This window comes from Micrococcus terreus, assembly GCF_900116905.1.
Classification (GTDB): domain Bacteria; phylum Actinomycetota; class Actinomycetes; order Actinomycetales; family Micrococcaceae; genus Citricoccus; species Citricoccus terreus.
In genome coordinates, this window is sequence record NZ_FPCG01000001.1 from 493,017 (window position 1) to 512,606 (window position 19,590).

Annotated in this window: 16 protein-coding genes; 9 read left to right on the plus strand and 7 right to left on the minus strand. The window is 70.5% G+C overall.

What is annotated here, in order from left to right; all coding sequences use genetic code 11:
* Positions 1-23 precede the first annotated feature (23 nt).
* Complete coding sequence (gene rplT / locus BM355_RS02235) at positions 24-407, plus strand: 50S ribosomal protein L20 (RefSeq protein ID WP_091693641.1); 384 nt, start codon at positions 24-26, stop codon at positions 405-407.
* A 74-nt stretch (positions 408-481) separates the two neighbouring features.
* Positions 482-1,372: a TrmH family RNA methyltransferase gene (locus BM355_RS02240; protein ID WP_245760533.1), complete on the plus strand. Its 891-nt coding sequence runs from the start codon at positions 482-484 to the stop codon at positions 1,370-1,372.
* A gap of 99 nt (positions 1,373-1,471) precedes the next feature.
* Here BM355_RS02240 and BM355_RS02245 read toward each other — a convergent pair whose 3' ends face one another.
* Both BM355_RS02245 and BM355_RS02250 read right to left on the minus strand, forming a co-directional pair.
* Entirely contained in the window at positions 1,472-1,744 is a 273-nt protein-coding gene (locus BM355_RS02245) for a GlsB/YeaQ/YmgE family stress response membrane protein (RefSeq protein ID WP_091693647.1), read from the minus strand.
* Positions 1,745-2,069: 325 nt separating this feature from the next.
* On the minus strand, positions 2,070-3,254 hold the full coding sequence (locus BM355_RS02250; RefSeq protein ID WP_245760534.1) for an MFS transporter: 1,185 nt from the start codon (positions 3,252-3,254) through the stop codon (positions 2,070-2,072).
* A gap of 42 nt (positions 3,255-3,296) precedes the next feature.
* Here BM355_RS02250 and BM355_RS02255 point away from each other — a divergent pair, with 42 nt between their 5' ends.
* Entirely contained in the window at positions 3,297-3,782 is a 486-nt protein-coding gene (locus BM355_RS02255) for a (deoxy)nucleoside triphosphate pyrophosphohydrolase (RefSeq protein WP_091693650.1), read from the plus strand.
* 10 nt (positions 3,783-3,792) lie between these two features.
* Here the strand turns inward: BM355_RS02255 and BM355_RS02260 are convergent, their stop codons facing one another.
* Positions 3,793-4,908 (minus strand): Rv2578c family radical SAM protein, encoded by a 1,116-nt coding sequence (locus BM355_RS02260; protein ID WP_091693653.1) that lies wholly within the window; start codon positions 4,906-4,908, stop codon positions 3,793-3,795.
* A gap of 67 nt (positions 4,909-4,975) precedes the next feature.
* Here BM355_RS02260 and BM355_RS02265 point away from each other — a divergent pair, with 67 nt between their 5' ends.
* The gene (locus BM355_RS02265; protein ID WP_091693656.1) at positions 4,976-5,638 is read left to right on the plus strand and encodes a pyroglutamyl-peptidase I; all 663 of its coding nucleotides are present in this window, start codon (positions 4,976-4,978) and stop codon (positions 5,636-5,638) included.
* Between the two features lie 22 nt (positions 5,639-5,660).
* Here the strand turns inward: BM355_RS02265 and BM355_RS02270 are convergent, their stop codons facing one another.
* Complete coding sequence (locus tag BM355_RS02270) at positions 5,661-6,125, minus strand: hypothetical protein (protein WP_342715177.1); 465 nt, start codon at positions 6,123-6,125, stop codon at positions 5,661-5,663.
* 224 nt (positions 6,126-6,349) lie between these two features.
* On the opposite strand from BM355_RS02270, the gene pheS reads away from it, so the two are divergent.
* Genes pheS through BM355_RS02285 form a run of 3 tightly spaced genes read left to right on the plus strand, consistent with a single transcriptional unit; the run spans position 6,350 to position 10,734 of the window.
* Positions 6,350-7,429, plus strand: coding sequence for a phenylalanine--tRNA ligase subunit alpha (gene pheS / locus BM355_RS02275; protein WP_091693663.1), 1,080 nt, complete (start codon positions 6,350-6,352; stop codon positions 7,427-7,429).
* A gap of 6 nt (positions 7,430-7,435) precedes the next feature.
* Positions 7,436-10,000, plus strand: coding sequence for a phenylalanine--tRNA ligase subunit beta (gene pheT, locus BM355_RS02280; protein ID WP_091693667.1), 2,565 nt, complete (start codon positions 7,436-7,438; stop codon positions 9,998-10,000).
* Positions 10,001-10,002: 2 nt separating this feature from the next.
* Positions 10,003-10,734 carry a 4'-phosphopantetheinyl transferase family protein gene (locus BM355_RS02285; RefSeq protein ID WP_091693670.1) on the plus strand — a complete coding sequence of 244 codons (732 nt, stop codon included), beginning with the start codon at positions 10,003-10,005 and terminating at the stop codon, positions 10,732-10,734.
* Here the strand turns inward: BM355_RS02285 and BM355_RS02290 are convergent.
* The 3 genes from BM355_RS02290 to BM355_RS02300 all read right to left on the minus strand — a co-directional run bounded on the left by BM355_RS02290 (position 10,721) and on the right by BM355_RS02300 (position 17,311).
* The gene (locus BM355_RS02290; protein WP_091693675.1) at positions 10,721-12,172 is read right to left on the minus strand and encodes a M1 family metallopeptidase; all 1,452 of its coding nucleotides are present in this window, start codon (positions 12,170-12,172) and stop codon (positions 10,721-10,723) included. The two genes, BM355_RS02285 and BM355_RS02290, sit on opposite strands and share 14 nt — an antisense overlap.
* Complete coding sequence (locus BM355_RS02295; RefSeq protein WP_245760535.1) at positions 12,169-16,254, minus strand: Pls/PosA family non-ribosomal peptide synthetase; 4,086 nt, start codon at positions 16,252-16,254, stop codon at positions 12,169-12,171. The genes BM355_RS02290 and BM355_RS02295 overlap by 4 nt, the downstream gene beginning before the upstream one ends.
* Positions 16,255-16,324: 70 nt before the next feature.
* Positions 16,325-17,311 carry a quinone oxidoreductase family protein gene (locus tag BM355_RS02300; RefSeq protein ID WP_091693678.1) on the minus strand — a complete coding sequence of 329 codons (987 nt, stop codon included), beginning with the start codon at positions 17,309-17,311 and terminating at the stop codon, positions 16,325-16,327.
* A 77-nt stretch (positions 17,312-17,388) separates the two neighbouring features.
* Here BM355_RS02300 and argC point away from each other — a divergent pair, with 77 nt between their 5' ends.
* On the plus strand, positions 17,389-18,429 hold the full coding sequence (gene argC / locus BM355_RS02305; RefSeq protein WP_091693681.1) for an N-acetyl-gamma-glutamyl-phosphate reductase: 1,041 nt from the start codon (positions 17,389-17,391) through the stop codon (positions 18,427-18,429).
* Positions 18,426-19,586, plus strand: a complete 1,161-nt coding sequence (gene argJ, locus BM355_RS02310; protein ID WP_091693683.1) for a bifunctional glutamate N-acetyltransferase/amino-acid acetyltransferase ArgJ — start codon at positions 18,426-18,428, stop codon at positions 19,584-19,586. Before argC ends, argJ begins: the two co-directional genes overlap by 4 nt.
* The last annotated feature ends 4 nt before the right edge of the window (positions 19,587-19,590 follow it).

The following is a 19,590-nucleotide window of genomic DNA, read 5'->3' on the forward strand; positions in this document are numbered from 1 at the left end:
CACGATTTCAAAGGAGTACGCACGTGGCACGTGTGAAGCGGGCGATCAACGCCCACAAGAAGCGCCGGACCCTTCTGGACCGAGCATCCGGCTACCGCGGTCAGCGTTCGCGCCTGTACCGCAAGGCCAAGGAACAGCTGCTGCACTCGTATGTGTACAACTACCAGCACCGCCGCAAGCGCAAGGGCGACTTCCGCCGCCTGTGGATCACCCGCATCAACGCTGCGGCTCGTGCCAACGGCATGACCTACAACCGTTTCATGCAGGGCCTGAAGCTGGCCGGCATCGAGGTGGACCGCCGCATGCTCGCCGAGCTGGCCGTCTCCGACGCCACGGTCTTCGCCGCTCTGGTGAAGTCCGCCCGTGAGGCCCTGCCCTCGGACGTCAACGCCGCTCCGGCCAAGTGATGTCCGCCGGACGTGAGGTCCGGCCAGCAGATCCCCGCGATCGCATGCACACCGAGCGCCCTGATCAGGACGTGATGACCAACCCCCGGGCTGACCGGGTGAAGAGGGTCGCACGCCTGGCGGGGCGCTCGGCGCGTCTGCGGGAGGGACTGTTCCTGGCCGAGGGGCCGCAGTCCTCCCGCGAGGCGCTGCGGCTGCACCTGGGCGAGCTGCCAGCCAGGGCCTGGCGGCACGGGTCCGTGGTGGAGTCCGTGTACGTCTCGGAGTCCTGGGATGGGCACAACGACGGCCTGGCGGCCCTGGTGGACCAGGTCGTCTCGCTGCGGGTGCCGGTGCGGCGCGCCTCGGCTGAGGTGCTGGCCGCGATGAGCGATGCCGTGAGTCCCCAGGGGATCGTGACAGTCTGCCGAGTGCCGCAGGCGCTGCGCTCGGCTGACCGGCATGCCTCCTCGGATCGTCTGAGGGAACGGGTGGAGAACGTGGTGCCGGAGACGGCGCGGCTGGTGGCTGTGCTGTGCCGGGTGCAGGATCCGGGCAACGCCGGGACCATCATCCGTGCCGCCGATGCCGCCGGGGCCGACGCCGTGCTGCTGACCGGCGGTTCGGTGGATGTGCTCAACCCCAAGACGGTGCGCTCTACGGCAGGCTCGCTGTTCCACCTTCCGGTGGCCTCAGGTGTCGACGTGGAGCTGGCCGCGCAGGTGCTGGGGGAGCGTGGGATGCAGCTGCTGGCCGCAGACGGCTACGGCGAGGTGCGCCTGGACCGAGCGCCGCAGGGACTTCTTGAGGCGCCCTCGGCTTGGCTGTTCGGCAACGAGGCGCAGGGGCTGGACGAGGCAGAACGCGAGCTGGCCACGCATCGTGTGGCGGTGCCCCTGTACGGTGCGGCTGAGTCCCTGAATGTGGGCACTGCGGCCACCGTGTGCCTGTACGGTTCGGCGATGGCTCAGCACCAGGGAGCATGATGCACTCGGTCGCCTGATGTGGCCGAACGACGAAGGGCGCCTCCCCGATGGGGAGACGCCCTTGGTCTATGCGGTGGTCACCGCATCAGGTCCAGCTGATCAGGCGCGGTTGCCCGAGCGCGAGGAGATCCACTGCCAGATGAAGGCAACGATCACACCGCCCAGGATCGCGAAGATCCAGGTGCTGAGCTCGAAGAAGCTGTTGTTGACATCGATGTTGAAGATCGCCGAGGCGATCCAGCCACCGAGAAGTGCACCGAGGATACCGGTGACGAGAGCGCCGAGCCAGCCGCCGCCCTGACGACCCGGGAGGATCAGACGTGCGATGGCGCCAGCGATGAGACCAAGAACGATCCAGCCGATAATGCCCATTGGTATTTCCCCTTCTGGATTGGGATGTACAGCACGAGGGGTGTCTTCGCACTGCGGCGGGACCGTTGCGCCCACAGGTGCGCCTGCGGACAGTCCCAGCTGCAGAACAACTTATCAGCGAACTTCCAGGAAGGGCACGATTCTGGGCGCGTCGTGTCAAACATCTCAGTATATGCCTCGAGCGTCGAGGTTCTCATCTGTGACGCAGTCAGCGAAGTCCCAGGTCAGAGTGGGGTTCTGGGCCTGAGGTGGAATGCTGCGGGGGTGGACGAGCTGCGATCGTCGGCGTGTCGGCTGTGCGCGTGTCGCGATCGGGGCGCCGACGTCACGGGGACAGGCGGTTCGTACGCCGCAGCAGGATCCAGCTCAGAGCCAGTCCCAGGAACGCCAGGACGGCGCCGGCGGCGGCGGGGACCTGGAGGGTTGCTCCGCCTGCGATCACGGCCGCCCCGACCCAGGCGCCGGCCGCATTGGCCAGGTTCAGGGCTGAGTGGTTCAGCGCGCCTGCCAGCTGGGGCGACTGCGGCGCAGAGTCGACCAGCAGGACCTGGAGCGAGGGCACCAGGGCGGAGGCGCAGATGGCTGCGGCCATGAGCGGAATCAGGGAGAGCCACCACCAGGGGGCGGCCAGGCTGAAGGCGGCCAGCGAGACCGCGACCAGGCCCAGCGACCACTGCAGTGTGCGCACTGCGGAGCGGTCGGCCCAGGAGCCGCCCAGCAGGGTACCCACCACCATGCCGACCCCGTAGAAGCCCATCACCAGCGGGGCCAGGGAGAGGGGCATGCCGCCCACCTCCACCATGACCGGAACGATGTAGGTGTAGAGCGCGAACATGCCGGCGAAGCCGACGATCCCCACGGCAACGGCCTTCCACAGCGCAGGGGAGGCCATGCCGCCCAGCTCGCGCCGGATCGAGGTTCCCTCAGGGGCGGGAATCGTCGGGACGCAGACGGCGACGGCCAGGACCGTGGCAAGCCCGAAGACCCCGGTGACCACGAACATGGAGCGCCAGCCCAGTTCCTGGCCCAGCCACGTGGCCAGGGGGACGCCGAGCAGATTGGCCACCGAGAGGCCCGCCATGACCCAGGCGATGGCCTGGCCGCGCCGGGCAGGACCGGCCAGGTGGGCTGCCGCCAGTGCGGCCGCTGAGAAGTAGGCGCCGTGCGGCAGTCCGGAGATGAAGCGGGCCACCAGCATGGACTCGTAGGTGGGTGCCCACAGGCTGATCGCGTGGCCGACCACGAACAGCGCCATCAGCCACAGGGCTGACGTGCGCCGGTCCACGCGTGCCATGCCCGCGGCGAGCAGCGGGGCGCCCACCACCACACCCAGGGCGTAGGCGGAGATGAGCACGCCTCCCGCCGGCAGGTCCACGCCCAAGTCCTCCACGGCCTGGGGCAACAGGCCCATGATGGCGAACTCGGTGGTGCCGATGGCGAAGCCGCCCATCGACAGGGCGAGGACGCCAGCCAGGAGGGAGCGCTGTCGAGTGGTGGAGGGGGTCGGCACCGAACCAGACTACGGCCCGTCAGGCGCCCTTAGGATCGGGATATGACGAATCCCACCGCTGCTGCATCCCGCGATGACGGTGCCTCCACCGCAGTTCCGGCGAAGAGGCCCGTGGTGGGGGCTGCCATCCTGGACGAGTGGGACGCGCCGCACTGTCTGCTGGCCGCTCGACGCAGTGCTCCGGAGTCGCTCAGAGGCCTGTGGGAGTTCCCCGGGGGCAAGGTCGAAGCCGGGGAGGAGCCTCGAGAGGCACTGCTGCGCGAGGTGCGCGAGGAGCTCGGGGTGGAGCTGGAGCTGGGGGCCGAGATCGCGGCCCCTGACCCTGAGGGTTGGCTGCTGGCCAACGGGGCGAGGATGCGGGTGTTCCTGGCGGTCATCGCCTCGGGTGTGCCCCGTCCGCTCGAAGACCATGACCGGTTGGAGTGGACTGATCTGACGGACAGGGACCTGCACGCACTGGACTGGATCCCCGCGGATCGGCCGATCGTGGATGCACTGCTGGACCAGGTGGGGCTCAGCACGGCCTAGCCATGTCCGCTCAGAACAGGGCGAGCTGACGCGTGGATGCCCCGACCGCATCTCGCGGGGCAGGGCGCTGGACGGGCAGCGCATCCTGCTCGCGGGTCAATGCTGCAGACGGGGCCGTGCCGTCCGGTTCGGTGAGGCGGTGGGCGCCGTGCCGGTCCAGTCCGTGCCGCCGGATGATCTGAGCGGTGCGCCGAGCCAGTGCCCGCCGGTATGAGGCAGGGGCGTAGGAGCCGTGCCGGTACAGCTGGCGGTAACCGTCCAGCAGCTGCGGGTGCTGCTCGCTGATCCAGGACAGGTACCACTCCCGTGCCCCCGGGCGCAGGTGCAGGGCGCCAGCCAGGGCTGACTGGGCTCCGGCGGAGGCCACTGCGGACATCAGGTGGTCCACCGCGGAGTCGCTGTCCGTCAGCCAGGGCAGCAGTGGCATGGCCATCACCGTCACCACGGCGCCGGCCGAAGCCAGTTTCTCGATCAGCCGCAGCCGTGCCGCCGGTGAAGGTGTTCCCGGCTCCACCGCTTGGGCCAGGACAGGGTCCAGCAGGGCCAGGGACACGGAGACCTGGACGGGCACCTGCCGTGCGGCGGAGGCCAGCAGGGGGATGTCCCGCGAGAGCAGGGTGCCCTTGGTCAGCAGCGAGAACGGAGTTCCGGTGTCCGCCAGGGCGGAGATGATGCCGGGCATGAGCCGGTAGCGGCCTTCAGCGCGCTGATACGGGTCGGTGTTGGTGCCCAGGGCGACGGGCTCATGCCTCCAGGTGGGGCGTGAGAGCTCCCGGCGCAGCAGCTCCGGGGCATTGACCTTCACCACGATCTGCTGATCGAAGTCCTCTCCGGCGTCCAGGTCCAGATACGTGTGCGTGCCGCGGGCGTAGCAGTAGCGGCAGGCGTGGGTGCAGCCCCGGTACGGGTTCACCGTCCACCGGAAGGGCATGGACGAGGACTCGGGGACCTTGTTGAGCGCGGACTTGGCGACCACCTCATGGAAGACGGTGCCGGCGAAGTCCGGGGTGGTGATGGAACGCTGCAGGCCGGAGAGCGGCAGCAGTGCGGCTGGCGCGGCTGGAGTGCCGCCGCCGTCCTGCTCGGTGCCGCTCCCGGCCTGCAGAGTCTGCGCTTCCCATCGCATGGATTGATTAGAACACATGTTCGAACTCCTGTGCAAGGAACCTCGAGTCGGCCGGTAGCGTGGAGCCATGCTGAATGCCGACGCCCCCGTCCATGTCCTGCTCACCGGATTCGAGCCCTTCGGCGGGGACGCCCACAACCCCTCGTGGCCCGCCGCGCAGGAGGCGGCCACGCTGCTGCAGGAGCGCGGGGTGGCCGCAGCCGCAGCACTGCTGCCCTGCGAGTTCGCCGCCTCCGGGCCAGTGCTGGACGAGGCGCTGCGCCGGCATCAGCCTGAGGTGGTCATCGCCTGTGGGCTGGCGGGTGGGCGGGCGGCGGTCACCGTGGAACGGGTGGCGGTGAACCTGCAGGACGCACGTATCCCGGACAACGCAGGGCATCAGCCCGCTGGCACGGCGGTGGTCGACGACGGCCCGGTCGCCTGGTTCTCGACCCTGCCGGTCAAGCGCGTGGCGGGGTCCATCCAGGGCGAGGGGATCCCTGCGGAGCTCTCCCTGAGCGCCGGCAGCTTCGTCTGCAACCACGTCTTCGCGCACCTGATGAGCAGTGCTCCTGCCCATGATGTGCGTTGTGCCGGTTTCATCCACGTGCCCTGGGACGCAGAGCACGCCCCGGACGGCATCACCCAGACCCTGCCCGCCGAACAGCTGGCCCGAGCGCTCGCCGTGGCCGCCTTCCAGGCCCTGGACCCTGCGCCGGACCTGGACACCCCCGAGGGGACTCTGCACTGACCCGGTTCGGACTCCCGTGAGCTCAGGCCAGGTGACCTCCGGACGGACCCGACGGAGCGGTCGGCCCCTCACGGTCCACGGGGAACCGCCGGCCACGACTCGGCCACCGCACCGGACGCTCCGCGTAACCGCCTGCCTGCAGGCCGGCACCCCGCTCGAAGAGATTGCGCGAGGCCGTGTCCCCGGTGCGCAGCAGGGACCAGGCCACCGCCAGGCCGTAGAGCGGCAGGAAGGGCAGTCCCAGGCACCACGCCCACTGGGTGGCATGACGGGCCTCATGGGCCAGCAGCAGCGGCGTGATCCGGGTGCGCGGGCGGAAGAACACCACATTGCCCACCGTGAACGCCCCGCCGTCTGGAAACGACCACCGGTAGCCGTGCGCCAGGATCAGGCCGTCCGGTCCCCGCTCGATCCGGCACCCGGCGCACAGGGCGCCCACCAGGCCCAGCACGCTGGACAGGTTCGCCGCGTTCCAGATCTGGCGCACGCGCAGAGCCCACCTCAACCCTCGCTCAGGCGAGCCGGGAGGTTTCGGCGAGGGGCCGTCGTCGGGATGGAGAAGCGGGTCCATGTCAGCAGGGTACGGGTCGCGCAGACTCGGGGTGCAGTGTGCAACGGGGCAAACGCGTCCGGCAGGGCACTTAGACTGGATGAGGCCCTGGTGAAGCGGGGCCCACACGAGTCCAGACCACCACAGGGGCATGCAGTCTTATGACCGAATCCACGGATCAGGCTCCCGGGCAGAGGCCCGATCAGGAGATCTCACCGGCTGACGAGACCGCGGTGCAGGCCGCTGTCGAGCGTGCGCTGGCCGACTTCCAGGCCGCCGGCACCCTCGAGGAGCTCAAGACCGCACGGCTGGCGCACACCGGGGAGAAGGCCCCGCTGACCCTGGCCAACCGGGGAATCGGCAAGCTGCCCAAGGAGCAGAAGTCTGTGGCCGGCAAGCTCATGGGCGGCGCTCGCGGGCGGATGGAGAAGGCCCTGGCGGCCCGTACCGCGGTGCTCGAGGAGGAGCACGCCGCACGGATGCTGGTCGAGGAGACCGTGGATGTCACCCAGGCCGTGCGTCGCCGCCAGGTCGGCGCCCGCCACCCCCTGACCCTGCTCAGCGAGCGCGTGCAGGACATCTTCGTGGGCATGGGCTGGGAGATCGCCGAGGGCCCCGAGGTCGAGTCGGAGTGGTTCAACTTCGACTCCCTGAACTTCAAGCCGGACCACCCGGCCCGCGAGATGCAGGACACGTTCTTCGTGGACCCGCCCGAGTCCCACCTCCTCCTGCGCACCCACACCTCCCCGGTGCAGATGCGATCCATGCTCGAGCGCGGCGCCCCGGTCTATGTGCTCTGCCCCGGGCGGACCTTCCGCACCGATGAGCTCGACGCCACCCACACCCCGGTGTTCCACCAGTTCGAGGGCCTGGCCGTGGACAAGGGGCTGACCATGGCCCATCTGCGCGGCACCCTGGAGTACTTCGCCCGGCAGATGTTCGGGCCGGAGGCCAAGATCCGTCTGCGCCCGAACTTCTTCCCCTTCACCGAGCCCTCCGCCGAGATGGACATCTGGCATCCCGGAGCCAAGGGCGGCCCGGCCTGGATCGAATGGGGCGGCTGCGGCATGGTCCACCCCAACGAGCTGCGCGCCGCCGGCCTGGACCCGGAGGTCTACTCCGGCTTCGCCTTCGGCATGGGCGTGGAGCGCACCCTGATGTTCCGCAACGAGGTCCCGGACATGCGAGACATGATCGAGGGCGACGTCCGCTTCTCCCAGCACTTCGGAATGGAGATCTGATCACCCATGCGCATCCCGCTGTCATGGCTTCGTGAATTCGTCCCGGTCCCGGCGGACGCCACCGCCGAGGACGTCATGGCCGACCTGGTCACGGTCGGCTTCGAAGAAGAGGAGGTCCACCGCCCCCTCGATGAGATGTCCGGTCCGATCGTGGTCGGCCAGGTGCTGGAGATGGTCCCCGAGCCCCAGTCCAACGGCAAGACCATCAACTGGTGCCAGGTCCGCGTGGCCCCCGAGGGACAGCCGCAGACACTGACCGGTGAGGGGATCGATCCCTCCGGCGTGCAGGGGATCGTCTGCGGTGCCCACAACTTCTCCGTGGGGGACAAGGTGATCGTCACCCTGCCCGGTGCCGTCCTGCCCGGTGACTTCCGGATCTCCCCGCGCAAGACCTACGGACATGTCTCCGCGGGCATGATCGCCTCCGCACGGGAGCTGGGTCTGGGGGAGGATCATGACGGGATCATCGTGCTCTCCCGGATGGGCCTGGACCCGGAGATCGGCACTGACGTGCTCGAGCTGCTCCACCTGCGCGACGAGGCCGCCGAGATCAACGTCACCGCCGACCGCGGCTACGCCTTCTCCATCCGCGGTGTGGCCCGCGAGTACGCCCACGCCACCGGCACCGAGTTCACCGACCCCGCCTCACTGGTGTCCCCGCCGGAGGCGAACCAGGACGGACACGAGGTCCGACTCGAGGACCAGGCGCCGATCTACGGTGTCCCCGGCTGCGACCGGTTCGTGGCCCGCACCGTCACCGGGATCGACCCCAACGCGCCCACTCCGGCGTGGATGAGCGCGCGCCTGCGCCTGGCCGGGATGCGCTCGATCTCCCTGCCGGTGGACATCTCCAACTACGTCATGTGGGAGCTGGGGCAGCCCCTGCACTTCTATGACCGTGAGAAGCTGCATGGGCCGATCGTGGTCCGCCGCGCCCATGAGGGTGAGCGCCTGACCACGCTGGACGGCAAGGACCGTGCCCTCTCCACCGAGGACGTGCTGATCACCGACGACCGCGGACCGATCGGTCTGGCCGGGGTGATGGGAGGTGCCGAGACCGAGGTCACCGACGCCACCACCACCGTGCTGATCGAGTCCGCCCACTTCGACCCGGTGAGCATGGGCCGCACCCGCCGTCGGCACAAACTGCCCTCCGAGGCGTCCAAGCGCAACGAGCGCGGAGTCGACTGGGAGATCGCCGACGAGGCCGCCGAACGTGCGGTCCAGCTGCTGGTCGAGCTGGCCGGCGGCACCGCCGAGCCCGGTGTGACCGATGTGGGCACCCGCCCGGACCCCTCTGTGGTGCAGCTTCCCGCCGGGTTCCCCACCGCCCTGACCGGGGTGGAGTACACCGAGGAGCAGATCGAGCGTGTGCTCACCGACCTCGGTGCCACCGTGGAGCGTGGGCAGGATGCTGACGGGCAGACCACCTACACCGTGACCGCCCCGTCCTGGCGCTCCGACCTGGAGATCCGTGAGGACCTGGTCGAGGAGATCGCCCGTCTGGTCGGCTACGACCAGATCCCGTCCGAGGTGCCGGTGGCGCCGCCGGGCCGTGGGCTGACCCGCGAGCAGTCCCAGCGTCGCCGTGTCCTGCAGGGCCTGGCCGATGCCGGGCTGACCGAGGTGCTGGCCTACCCGTTCGTCTCCGAGGCCCAGAACCGGCTGTTCGGCTCCGTCACCGCTGAGGAGGGCGCCGCCCAGCGGATGGTCCACCTGGCCAATCCGATCTCCGCTGAGTTCGGCTACCTGCGCACCTCGCTGCTGCCGGGCCTGTTGGAGATCCTGCGCCGCAACCACTCCCGTGGGTTCCGCGACCTGGCGCTCTACGAGTCCGGGCTGGTCTTCCTGCCCAGTGAGCAGCTCGGCAGCGCCTCCATCCCGCCGCTGGGGGCACGCCCGAGTGAGGACGTGCTGGCAGACCTGAACGCCGGCATCCCGCACCAGCCGCGCCGGATCGCCGCCGTGTTCGCCGGACACGACTCTGCCCCCGGTGCCGGCCATGCCCCGCGCAGCTGGGACTGGCAGGACGCCGTGGGCACCGCGCTGGACATCGCCCAGATCCTGGGTGTCCCGCTGACGGTGGCCCAGGGCGCCCATCAGGCGTTCCACCCCGGCCGCACCGCAGAACTGCGCCTCGCAGACGGATCGGCGGTCGGCGTGGCCGGCGAGCTGCTGCCCAAGCTGCTGGAGACCTCGGACCTGCCTGCACGCACGGTCGCGCTCGAGCTGGACCTGGACGCCCTGATGGCCGCCGCCGCGGACGTCGTGGTGGCCGGACCGATCTCCACCTATCCCGCCACCAGCCAGGACGTCGCCCTCGTGGTGGACACGGACACCGTGGCCGGGGACGTGCTCGCCACCCTGCGCGAGGGCGCCGGAGACCTGCTGGAGGACATCGCCCTGTTCGACGTCTACACCGGCACCGGCGTGCCCGAGGGCAGCAAGTCCCTGGCCTTCACCCTGCGCTTCCGTGCCCCGGACCGCACGCTCACCGCGGACGAGGCCTCCGAGGCGCGTGCCGCCGCCACGGCACTGGCCGCCGAGCGCCACGGAGCCGTGCAGCGCTGAGCATGAGTGCGGACCGGCACCATCGCCACGAGCAGAAGGACGGAGCCTCCACGCCGGGGGCTCCGTCCTGGCATGTGGTCCTGACCGGCCCCCGCACCCCGGACCAGCGCCGTGAGGCGCTCGACTTCCTGGCCGTCTCGCGCGGGTTCCGCCCGGGCACCTGGGACGCGGTCCACCAGTGCCCGGAGTGCGGCAGCGACCAGCACGGCACCCCCTCGCTGCGGCTGACCTCCCTGGCGCGCAGGCGCCACGGCACCGGCCTTCCCGACGACGCCACGCCGGTTCCCTGCGTCAGCTTCAGCCGGGCCGGTGGCTGGCTGGCCACGGCGTGGCTGGAACCGGACGCGGCTCAGACCGGCTGGCGCATCGGAGTGGACATCGAGGTGGTCACCGGCCCAGCCTTCGCCACTGCAGACGGACTGGGCCCGGCGGAGAGCTCAGTGGGGTTCTCCGGTGCCGAGCAGCAGGCTGTGGCGGGGCTGCCCGAAGGCCAGCAGGCGGCCGTCCGCGCCACCCTCTGGGCCGTCAAGGAGGCCGTGGTCAAGGCACTGGGCACCGGATTCCGGGCCGACCCGTCCGAGTTGACGGTGGCCCGGACCGACCCTGCCACGGGCGGACTCAGACTCGAGGTCCCCGATCACCCGGAGGCCGTGGTGGTGCTGGGCACCGACTGGCCCGGCGGGGAGCTGCCGGAAGGCCAGGTCGGAGCGGTCGTCCTGCTCAGCGTGGGCTGAGGTCCTCCGGGAAGCCGGGCAGGGCCTTCACGAACAGCCAGGGGTGCATGACCTCGCGGACCCGCCCCTCCGGGATGCCTGCCGTGGAGAGGAAACGCTCGGCACAGGACAGGAACATCTCCGTGTCCACACTTCCGTGCAGATGTTCCTGCACCCAGGCCCGCAGCAGGGCGTCGAACAGCTCGGCACCCACCGTGCACCGCAGGGCGTACAGGGCCAGGGCGCCGCGCTTGTAGATCCGATCGTCGAACATCAGCTGGGCGCCGGGATCGGTCAGCACCAGATCCTGGGGCTGGGCGGCCAGCCTGCGCCAGGCGGTCTGCGCCTGCTCCCGGAGCGTGGCGTGGGCCGAGTCGGCACTCCAGACCCATTCGCTGTAGCAGGCGAAGCCCTCGTGCAGCCAGATGTCCTTCCACTGCCGTACGGTCAGGGCATTGCCGAACCACTGGTGCGCCAGCTCGTGGGCGATCAGCCGCTCCGAGGCCCACGTCCCGTCCAGATGATTGGCCCCGAAGATGGACAGCGAAGCCGACTCCAGGGGGATCTCCAAGGCGTCATCGGTCACCACCGCCGTGTACCGCTCATAGGGGTAGGGACCGTAGTGCCGCTCGAAGCAGGCCATCATCTCGTTCTGCAGGGCCAGCGCCCCCTGGGCCTGGCGCTTGAGCGCCGGGCTGACCGCCATGAACACCGGTGAGGCGACCTGACGCTGGGGCGTGAGGGGTCGTCGTCGGGACCCCGCGGAGAGCTCGGTGAGCTGGTACCGGCCGATCTGGACCGTGGCCAGGTACGCCGGGACCGGAGCGGTCAGCTCCCAGTCCCACTGCTCGCGCGAGGAGCGGCGCCGGTGACCGGACGGAACCCCGTTGCACACCGCCAGGTAGCCCGCGTCCGTGGTGATGCTGAAGCGGTAGGTGGACTTCACCGAGGGGTGGTCCACGCACGGGAACCAGGTGCTGGCGCCGTTGGGCTGGGCGGCCACCAGGACGCCGTCGGTCAGCTCCTCCCAGCCGACCTCACCCCAGGTGCCCCGGCGGAAGGTGGGGGTGCCGGAGTAGGGGATCTCCAGGTCCAGGTCCGTCCCGGCCGGCAGCTCCGTGGAGAGCTCGATCACCAGTCGATCCCGTCGCTTGACGGCCTTCTGGACCCGCACGGTGCCCGCTGAGGAACGGGCGGTGACCGTCCCGGGACGCAGCGGGGTGTGCAGATCCAGCTCGATCCGCCGCGTGGCGTGCTGGACGGTGCCGTGCAGCAGGGCCCGCCCGGAGATCCGATTGGCGGCCAGCTTGACCTCCACGTCCAGCTCATAGTGACGCACCGTGTAGTCCGGGGTGCCGTTGCCCGGGGTGTAGGGGTCCGGCAGGGCGGGGGAGTGGCCGTGCGAGCCGTGGGTGGCGGGTCCGGCGGTGGTGCCGGCGCTGGCGCTGCGGGGAGTCATGGTCTCACCTGTTCCTGTTGCTCCTGCTCCTTCTGTTCTCGTCTCTCCAGGCGTTCGATCGCCGCCTGGCGTCCCTTCACCTTGGGCCCCTTCCAGGGTCCTACCGGGTTGCCGATCCACCAGGAGTGGGGCGGGACGAACTCGCCGCGCATCACCAGGGACCCGGCGCCCACGGTGCCGGACTCGCCGATCCCGGCGGCCGGCAGGATCACCGAGTTGGGGCCGAGCGTGGAACCCGGTTCCAGCACCACGGTGTCTAGGGACATCACGCGGTCGTGGAAGAGGTGGGTCTGGACCACGCAGCCACGGTTGACCGTGGAGGAGTCGCCCAGGTGGACCAGATCGGCCTCCGGCAGCCAGTAGGACTCGCACCACACGCCGTGGCCGATCTGCGCTCCCAGCGCCCTGAGCCACCACACCAGGGACGGCGTGCCGGAGGCGGCGCGGCCGAACCAGGGTGCAGAGACCATCTCGATGAAGGTGTCCACCACCTCGTTGCGCCAGATGAACGAGCTCCACAGCGGGTGCTCCCCGGGCTGGATGCGTCCCATCAGCAGCTTCTTGGCCACCACGGAGGACCCGGCGGCCACCGCTCCGGCCACCATCAGCACGGCACCGCCGAGCAGGGCGGCCAGCCACCAGCCTCCCGGATCCGCACCGACGCCGGGGTCACCGGACGGACCGGAAGAGCCGCCGCCGAGCTGCGCCAGCCCGTCCAGGGCCAGCGCCACACCCAGGGCGATCACCACGGAGACCCACACGGGCACCATGCGCAGGCACTCCCAGGCGGTGCGCGCCCGCTTCAGATGGGCCGGCGGGGCGTAGGTCAGGGCATCGTCCGCGTCCACCTCGGTCCGGCGCAGGCGCACCGGGGGTGAGCCCAGCCAGGAGGACCCGGCCTTGGACTTCTTGGGGGCGGCCGAGAGCACCGCCACCAGGGAGTTCTTGGAGACCTTGCGTCCGGCCGCGACCATGCCGGAGTTGCCCACGAACGAGCGCTTGCCGACCTTGACCTCGTCCACGTACATCCAGCCGCCCGCCAGAGAGTAGGAGCCGACCATGGTGTCATCAGCCAGGAACGCGCCGTCACCGATCTCGGTCAACGAGGGCTGCAGGATCACGGTGGAGGCCTCCACGTTCTGACCCACGCGAGCACCGAGCCAGCGCAGCCAGACCGGGGTGAACCGGCCGGCGTAGAGCGGGAAGAGCAGGTCCCGGGCGGTGTCCAGGATGCGTTCGGTGGCCCAGACCTGCCAGCCCACCCGGGACCGCACGGCGTGGTGGCCGGGGGTGACCCCCACCGCGAGCAGTCGGACGGTCACCACAGTGAAGGCCATATTGGCCCCGAACCACACCAGCGCCATCAGCGGGGAGACCAGCAGCAGGCGCCAGGCCGAACCGAACAGGGTGCCCGGGGCGGTGCTCAGGGCCGGATCGGCGGACCAGTCCGGCCACCAGGTCAGAGACCACAGTCCCACCAGGGCGGCCAGCACTGCGGCCAGCACCGGAAGCAGGGCCAGCACCCCCGAGCCCAGTCCGGAGAGCACCAGCCAGCCGGTGGCCTTCGGAGGGGCGATGTTCGGTCCCTCGGCCTTGGCCTTGCCGCGGCGCTTCACGGGGGAGCCGGCGTAGTCCACGCCGGACTTGGTCTTGCCGGTCACGGTGGAGCCGGGTTGGATGATGGTCCCGTCCCCGATGCTGGCGCCGGGCATCAGGGTGGAGCGGGACCCGACGACGGCCCCCTCACCGATGCTGACGGGCCCGATGTGCACCACGTCGCCGTCGATCCAGTAGCCGGACAGGTCCACTTCCGGCTCCACCGAGGAATGGTCGCCCAGCTCCAGCAGACCCGTGACGGGAGGCACTGAGTGCAGATCCACTCCGGTCCCGATTCGGGCGCCGAGCAGACGCGCATAGGTGGGGACCCACAGGGCACTGCCCAGGGACACGGGGTCCACCAGGTCTGCGATGTGCTGGGCCAGCCAGAGCCGCAGATGGACCTTCCCCGAGCGCGGATAGGAGCCGGGCCCCACTTCCTTGAGCAGCAGCCGCGCGGCGGCCACGGAGAGCAGCATCCGACCGGGAGGGGAGACGAAGACCAGCCACCCGGCCAGCACCCACCACCAGGAGACCGTGGGAGCTTCCGGCAGGATGCCCCAGGCGGCGGCCAGATTGGACGCGGCGGAGAGATAGACCACCCAGCGCATCGCCACCAGGATGAACAGCGGAATGCCCATCAGAGTCTGGAACACCTGGGCCTTGCGAGCGGTGCGGACCACCGGGCGTGGCTCCACCGGCTCCTGCGGCTGGCCGGACCCGTCGGCCGTGTCGCCCGTGACCGCCTCCACCAGGGCGCCGGCGCGCGGGTGGGCGTACACGTCCCGCACCGTCACCATGGGGTGGCGGGTGCGCAGCCGGGAGACCAGCTGGGCCGCGGCCAGTGAGCCGCCGCCGGAGGAGAAGAAGTCGCTGTCCAGATCTGCCGGTGGTGCGCCGAGCACATCGCGCCATTGGGCGAGCACCCACCCACCGGGCGTGTCCTCGGGAAGGGGCAGGCCGCCGTCGGGATCTGCCGTGCCGGAACCCCCGCCCATGCCGGGCAGGGGCCAGGGCAGGGCGTCGCGGTCCACCTTGCCGGACGTCTTGGTGGGCAGGGTCTCGACGACGGCCAGGCGCGGCACCAGCGCGGCCGGCAGCACGCGCTCCAGCTCGGCCCGCAACGCCGTCAGGTCCGGCTCGGGGGAGCCCTCCGGCACTCCGAGGTAGCCCACCAGCAGCTGGGTGCCGGCCGGGGTGGTCTTCACCGCCGCGGCACCGCCGGCCACCCCGGGCAGGGCCTGCAGGGCAGTGTCCACCTCGCCGAGCTCGATCCGGCGTCCACCGAGCTTGACCTGCTCATCGGCACGGCCGACGAACAGCAGGCCCTCGGGGTCATAGACCACCAGGTCGCCCGAGCGGTAGGCCCGCTCCCACCCCAGGGAGGGGAACGGGGCGTACTTCTCCGCGTCCTTGGCCGGGTCCAGATACCGGGCCAGCCCCACACCGCCGATGATCAGCTCGCCGGTGGCCCCCTGCTCGACCGGGATCCCGGTGGCCGGGTCCACCACGGCCAGGTCCCAGCCGTCCAGAGGCAGCCCGATCCGGATGGGTCCGATCCCGTCCATCGGGGCCGCGCAGGCCACCACGGTGGCCTCCGTGGGGCCGTAGGTGTTCCACAGCTCGCGGTCCTCCTCGGCCAGGCGCGCGGCGAGCTCTGGGGGGCAGGCCTCGCCGCCGAAGATCAGCAGACGCACGTTCTCTAGAGCTTCAGGGGGCCACAGCGCGGCCAGCGTGGGGACGGTGGAGACCACGTTGACCGACCGGGAGACCAGCCAGGGACCCAGGTCCATGCCCGAGCGGACCAGGGAGCGGGGGGCTGGGACCAGGCAGGCGCCGTGCCGCCAGGCCAGCCACATCTCCTCACAGGAGGCGTCGAACGCCACGGAGAGCCCGGCCAGCACCCGGTCTCCCGGGCCCAACGGCTCCTGTTGGAGGAAGATCCGGGCCTCGGCGTCCACGAATGCAGCCGCGTTGCGGTGGGTCACCGCCACGCCCTTGGGGGTGCCGGTGGAGCCGGAGGTGAAGATGATCCACGCGTCGTCCTCCGGTGCGGGCGGACGCGGCGAGGGATGGGGAGCGGGACGGCGCTGGTCCGTGCGGATCTTCCCCTCGCTCTCCAGCACGCCGGCCACCCGAGCCTCGGTGAACACCAACCTGGCCCGCTCGTCCGGGTCATCGGCGTCCACGGGGACATAGGCCGCGCCGACGTACAGGGTGGCGAGGATGGAGACGTAGAGCTCCACCGTGCCGGAGCGGATCCGGATGCCGATCCGATCCCCGGCCCCGAGCCCGCGCAGATGCAACGTGCGGGCGGTGGCCTTGACCTCGTCCAGCAGCTCGGCGTAGGAGAGCACCGTCTCGCCGTCATCCAGCGCAGGGGCCTCCGGGTGCTGTTCGGCGCTGGCGGTGAGGATGTCGATCAGGGTCCGCGCCGGTGGGGCGAGGTGGGAGGCCGGGAACTGGGGAAGGTGGGGAGCGCTCACGACGATGTCAGTCCTGCTTTCGATGACCACGCTGACCGGGCACGGCGTCCGATCTCCACCTGTCAGTATCTCAGGGAACCAGCAGCACCTTGCCTGTGGTCTTCCTCTCCTCCAGATCTGCGTGGGCCCGTCCGGCCTCGGCCAGGGGGTGCTGCGCGCCGATCCTCAGGTCCAGGGTCCCGGCGGCGATCGCCTCGAACAGCTCCCCGGCCCGCCATGCCGTCTCCTCGGCAGTGCGGGTGTAGAACGCCAGTGACGGCCGGGTCACGTAGAGGGCGCCGGCCCCGTTGAGGCGCTGCAGGTCGAAGGGCGGAACCTGCCCGGAGGATCCGCCGAAGAGCACCAGGGTGCCCCGCACGCGCAAGGACTCCAGGGAAGCGTCGAAGGTGTCCTTGCCCACGCCGTCATAGACCACGTCCACACCCTGGCCATCGGTCAGCTCGCGCACCTTCTCGGCGAAGCCCTCGTACTCCAGCACGTGGGCGGCGCCGGCCTGACGGGAGAGTTCGCGCTTGGCCTCGGTCGAGGCAGTGGTGATGACGGTGGCCCCCAGGGAAACGCAGAGCTGGGTCAGCAGCAGGCCCACCCCGCCGGCGCCCGCGTGGATCAGCACCGTGTGGTCCGGCCCCACCTCCACGGTGGAACGGCACAGGTAGTGCGCGGTCATGCCCTGCAGAGGGACGGCTGCGGCCTGCTGCAGGTCCATCTGCTCCGGAACGGGCAGCAGCTGCTCGGCCGGTGCCACGAAGTGCTCGGCGTAGGTGCCCGTTCCGGCGGCGGTGGCCACCCGGTCGCCCACCTCCACGCCCTCCACGCCTTCGCCCAGTGCCACCACGGTGCCCGATCCCTCTGAGCCCGGCGTGAACGGGTAGTCCACGTCATACACCCCGGAGCGCTGGTAGGTCTCGATGAAGTTCAGTCCGGCCGCCGCGGTGCGCACCAGGACCTGTCCGGGGCCGGGCTGGGGAGCGGGCACCTCGGACCAGGTCAGTCCGTCCGGCCCGCCAGGCTGGTCGATCGTCACGGCGTGATGGGTCTGCGGGAGGTTCTCGGTCATGGGTCCACTGTAGTCGCCACCGGGTCTCACTATGCATAAATATTCCAACCACTGCATGAATGCCGTAGGATGGCGGCATGAGCATCACAGTCGCCGTCTCAGGAGCCAGCGGATACGCCGGGGGTGAGGTGCTGCGCCTGCTCACCGCCCACCCGGACGTGACCATCGGTGCCATCACCGCCCACTCCAACGCCGGCGAGCGCCTGGGGGCACTGCAGCCGCACCTGCACTCCTTGGCGGACCGTGTCCTTCAGGACACCACCGCCGAGGCCCTCGCCGGGCACGACGTGGTCTTCCTGGCCCTGCCCCACGGAGCCAGCGGCGCCCTGGCCGCCCAGATCGCCGAACGCTCGCCGGACACCCTGGTGATCGATGCCGGCGCTGACCATCGGCTCGAGTCCGCTGAGGCCTGGGAGCGGTTCTACGGCACCGACCATGCCGGCACCTGGCCCTATGGCCTGCCGGAGCTGCCGGGCCAGCGCGAACGGCTGGCCGGTGCCCGCCGCATCGCCGTCCCCGGCTGCTACCCGACGACGGCCCTGCTGGCCTTGACGCCGGGGTTCTCGGCAGACGTGCTGGAACCGCAGGACGTGGTGATCGTGGCCGCCTCCGGCACCTCCGGGGCCGGCAAGTCGGTCAAGCCCCACCTGCTCGGCAGTGAGGTGATGGGCGGGATGAGCCCTTACGGTGTCGGCGGAGGACACCGCCACACCCCGGAGATCGAGCAGGGCCTGAGTCAGGCCGCCGGCCAGCCGGTGACGATCTCCTTCACCCCCACCCTGGCGCCGATGGCACGGGGGATCCTGGCCACGGCCACCGCTCGGTACGTTCCCGGAACGGACCCGGTTGCGATCCGTCAGGCCTGGCAGGACGCCTACGCCCAGGAGGAGTTCGTCCATCTGCTGCCGGAGGGACAGTGGCCCACCACCAAGGCCGTGCTCGGCTCAAACCACGTGGTGATGCAGCTGGCCGTGGACGAGCACGCCGGCCGGGTGATCGTCACTGCCGCGCTGGACAACCTCACCAAGGGCACCGCCGGCGGAGCCATCCAGTCCATGAACATCGCCCTCGGCCTGTCAGAGCAGGCCGGGCTGACCCAGCAAGGAACCGCACCATGAGCGTCACCGTGCCCCAGGGATTCCGGGCCTCCGGAACCACCGCAGGACTGAAGGACTCCGGCAAGCCGGATGTGGCCGTCGTCGTGAACGATGGTCCGGACCGCCATGCGGCCGCCGTGTTCACCACCAACCGGGTGGCCGCCGCCCCCGTGCTGTGGTCACGTCAGGTGCTCACCGACGGGCGCGTGGACGCCGTGGTGCTCAACTCCGGAGGAGCCAACGCGGCCACCGGTCACCCCGGCTTCCAGGACACCCACGCCACCGCCGAACATGCCGCGCAGCAGCTGGGCGTCTCCGCGGGGGATGTCGTGGTGTGCTCCACTGGACTGATCGGTCTGCCGCTGCCCATGGAGAGGCTGCTGCCGGGGGTGAGTGACGCCGTCGGGAAGCTCAGCGCGGACGGTGGGGCGGACGCGGCCGAGGCCATCATGACCACGGACACCGTGCCGAAGACCTCCGAGCACCAGGGGCCGGGCTACACGATCGGCGCAATGGCCAAGGGTGCCGGCATGCTGGCCCCCGGCATGGCCACCATGCTCTGTGTGATCACCACCGACGCCGTGGTGGCGCCGCAACAGCTGGACGCCGCTCTGCGGGAGGCCGTGCGGACCACCTTGAACCGCGCGGACTCGGATGGCTGCATGTCCACCAACGACACCGTGGTCCTGATGTCCTCCGGCGCCTCCGGGGCCGCTCCGGAGCCGGCGGAGTTCCAGGAGGGGCTGCGTGCCGTGTGCGAGGACCTGGCACGGCAGCTGATCGCGGACGCCGAAGGCGCTGCGCACGAGATCACCATCCGCGTGGTCAACGCCAGCACCGAGGAGGCCGCCGAGGCCGTGGCCAGGGCGGTGTCCCGCTCGAACCTGTTCAAGACCGCCGTGTTCGGCCAGGATCCCAACTGGGGCAGGGTCATCTCCGCCGTGGGGACCGTCCCGGAGGACGTGGCTCCCTTCGACGCCTACGCGATCGATGTGACCTTCAACGGGATCCAGGTCTGCCGGGCTGCCGGAGTGGGGGAGGACCGGAACCTGGTGGACCTGTCCGGGCGCGAGGTCACCGTGGAGATCGACCTGCACGCCGGTGACGCCGAGGCGACCATCTGGACCAACGACCTCACGCACGACTACGTGCATGAGAACTCGGCCTACTCCAGCTGAGCGA

Excerpts from the sequence above, each read along its gene's own strand:
- BM355_RS02300 (WP_091693678.1), bottom strand. The coding sequence starts at position 17,311 with ATGACCGAGAACCTCCCGCAGACCCATCACGCCGTGACGATCGACCAG.
- pheT (WP_091693667.1), top strand. The coding sequence starts at position 7,436 with ATGCGCATCCCGCTGTCATGGCTTCGTGAATTCGTCCCGGTCCCGGCG.
- argJ (WP_091693683.1), top strand. The coding sequence starts at position 18,426 with ATGAGCGTCACCGTGCCCCAGGGATTCCGGGCCTCCGGAACCACCGCA.
- BM355_RS02255 (WP_091693650.1), top strand. The coding sequence starts at position 3,297 with ATGACGAATCCCACCGCTGCTGCATCCCGCGATGACGGTGCCTCCACC.
- BM355_RS02240 (WP_245760533.1), top strand. The coding sequence starts at position 482 with ATGACCAACCCCCGGGCTGACCGGGTGAAGAGGGTCGCACGCCTGGCG.
- BM355_RS02265 (WP_091693656.1), top strand. The coding sequence starts at position 4,976 with ATGCTGAATGCCGACGCCCCCGTCCATGTCCTGCTCACCGGATTCGAG.
- BM355_RS02260 (WP_091693653.1), bottom strand. The coding sequence starts at position 4,908 with ATGCGATGGGAAGCGCAGACTCTGCAGGCCGGGAGCGGCACCGAGCAG.
- BM355_RS02245 (WP_091693647.1), bottom strand. The coding sequence starts at position 1,744 with ATGGGCATTATCGGCTGGATCGTTCTTGGTCTCATCGCTGGCGCCATC.
- pheS (WP_091693663.1), top strand. The coding sequence starts at position 6,350 with ATGACCGAATCCACGGATCAGGCTCCCGGGCAGAGGCCCGATCAGGAG.
- argC (WP_091693681.1), top strand. The coding sequence starts at position 17,389 with ATGAGCATCACAGTCGCCGTCTCAGGAGCCAGCGGATACGCCGGGGGT.
- BM355_RS02290 (WP_091693675.1), bottom strand. The coding sequence starts at position 12,172 with ATGACTCCCCGCAGCGCCAGCGCCGGCACCACCGCCGGACCCGCCACC.
- BM355_RS02285 (WP_091693670.1), top strand. The coding sequence starts at position 10,003 with ATGAGTGCGGACCGGCACCATCGCCACGAGCAGAAGGACGGAGCCTCC.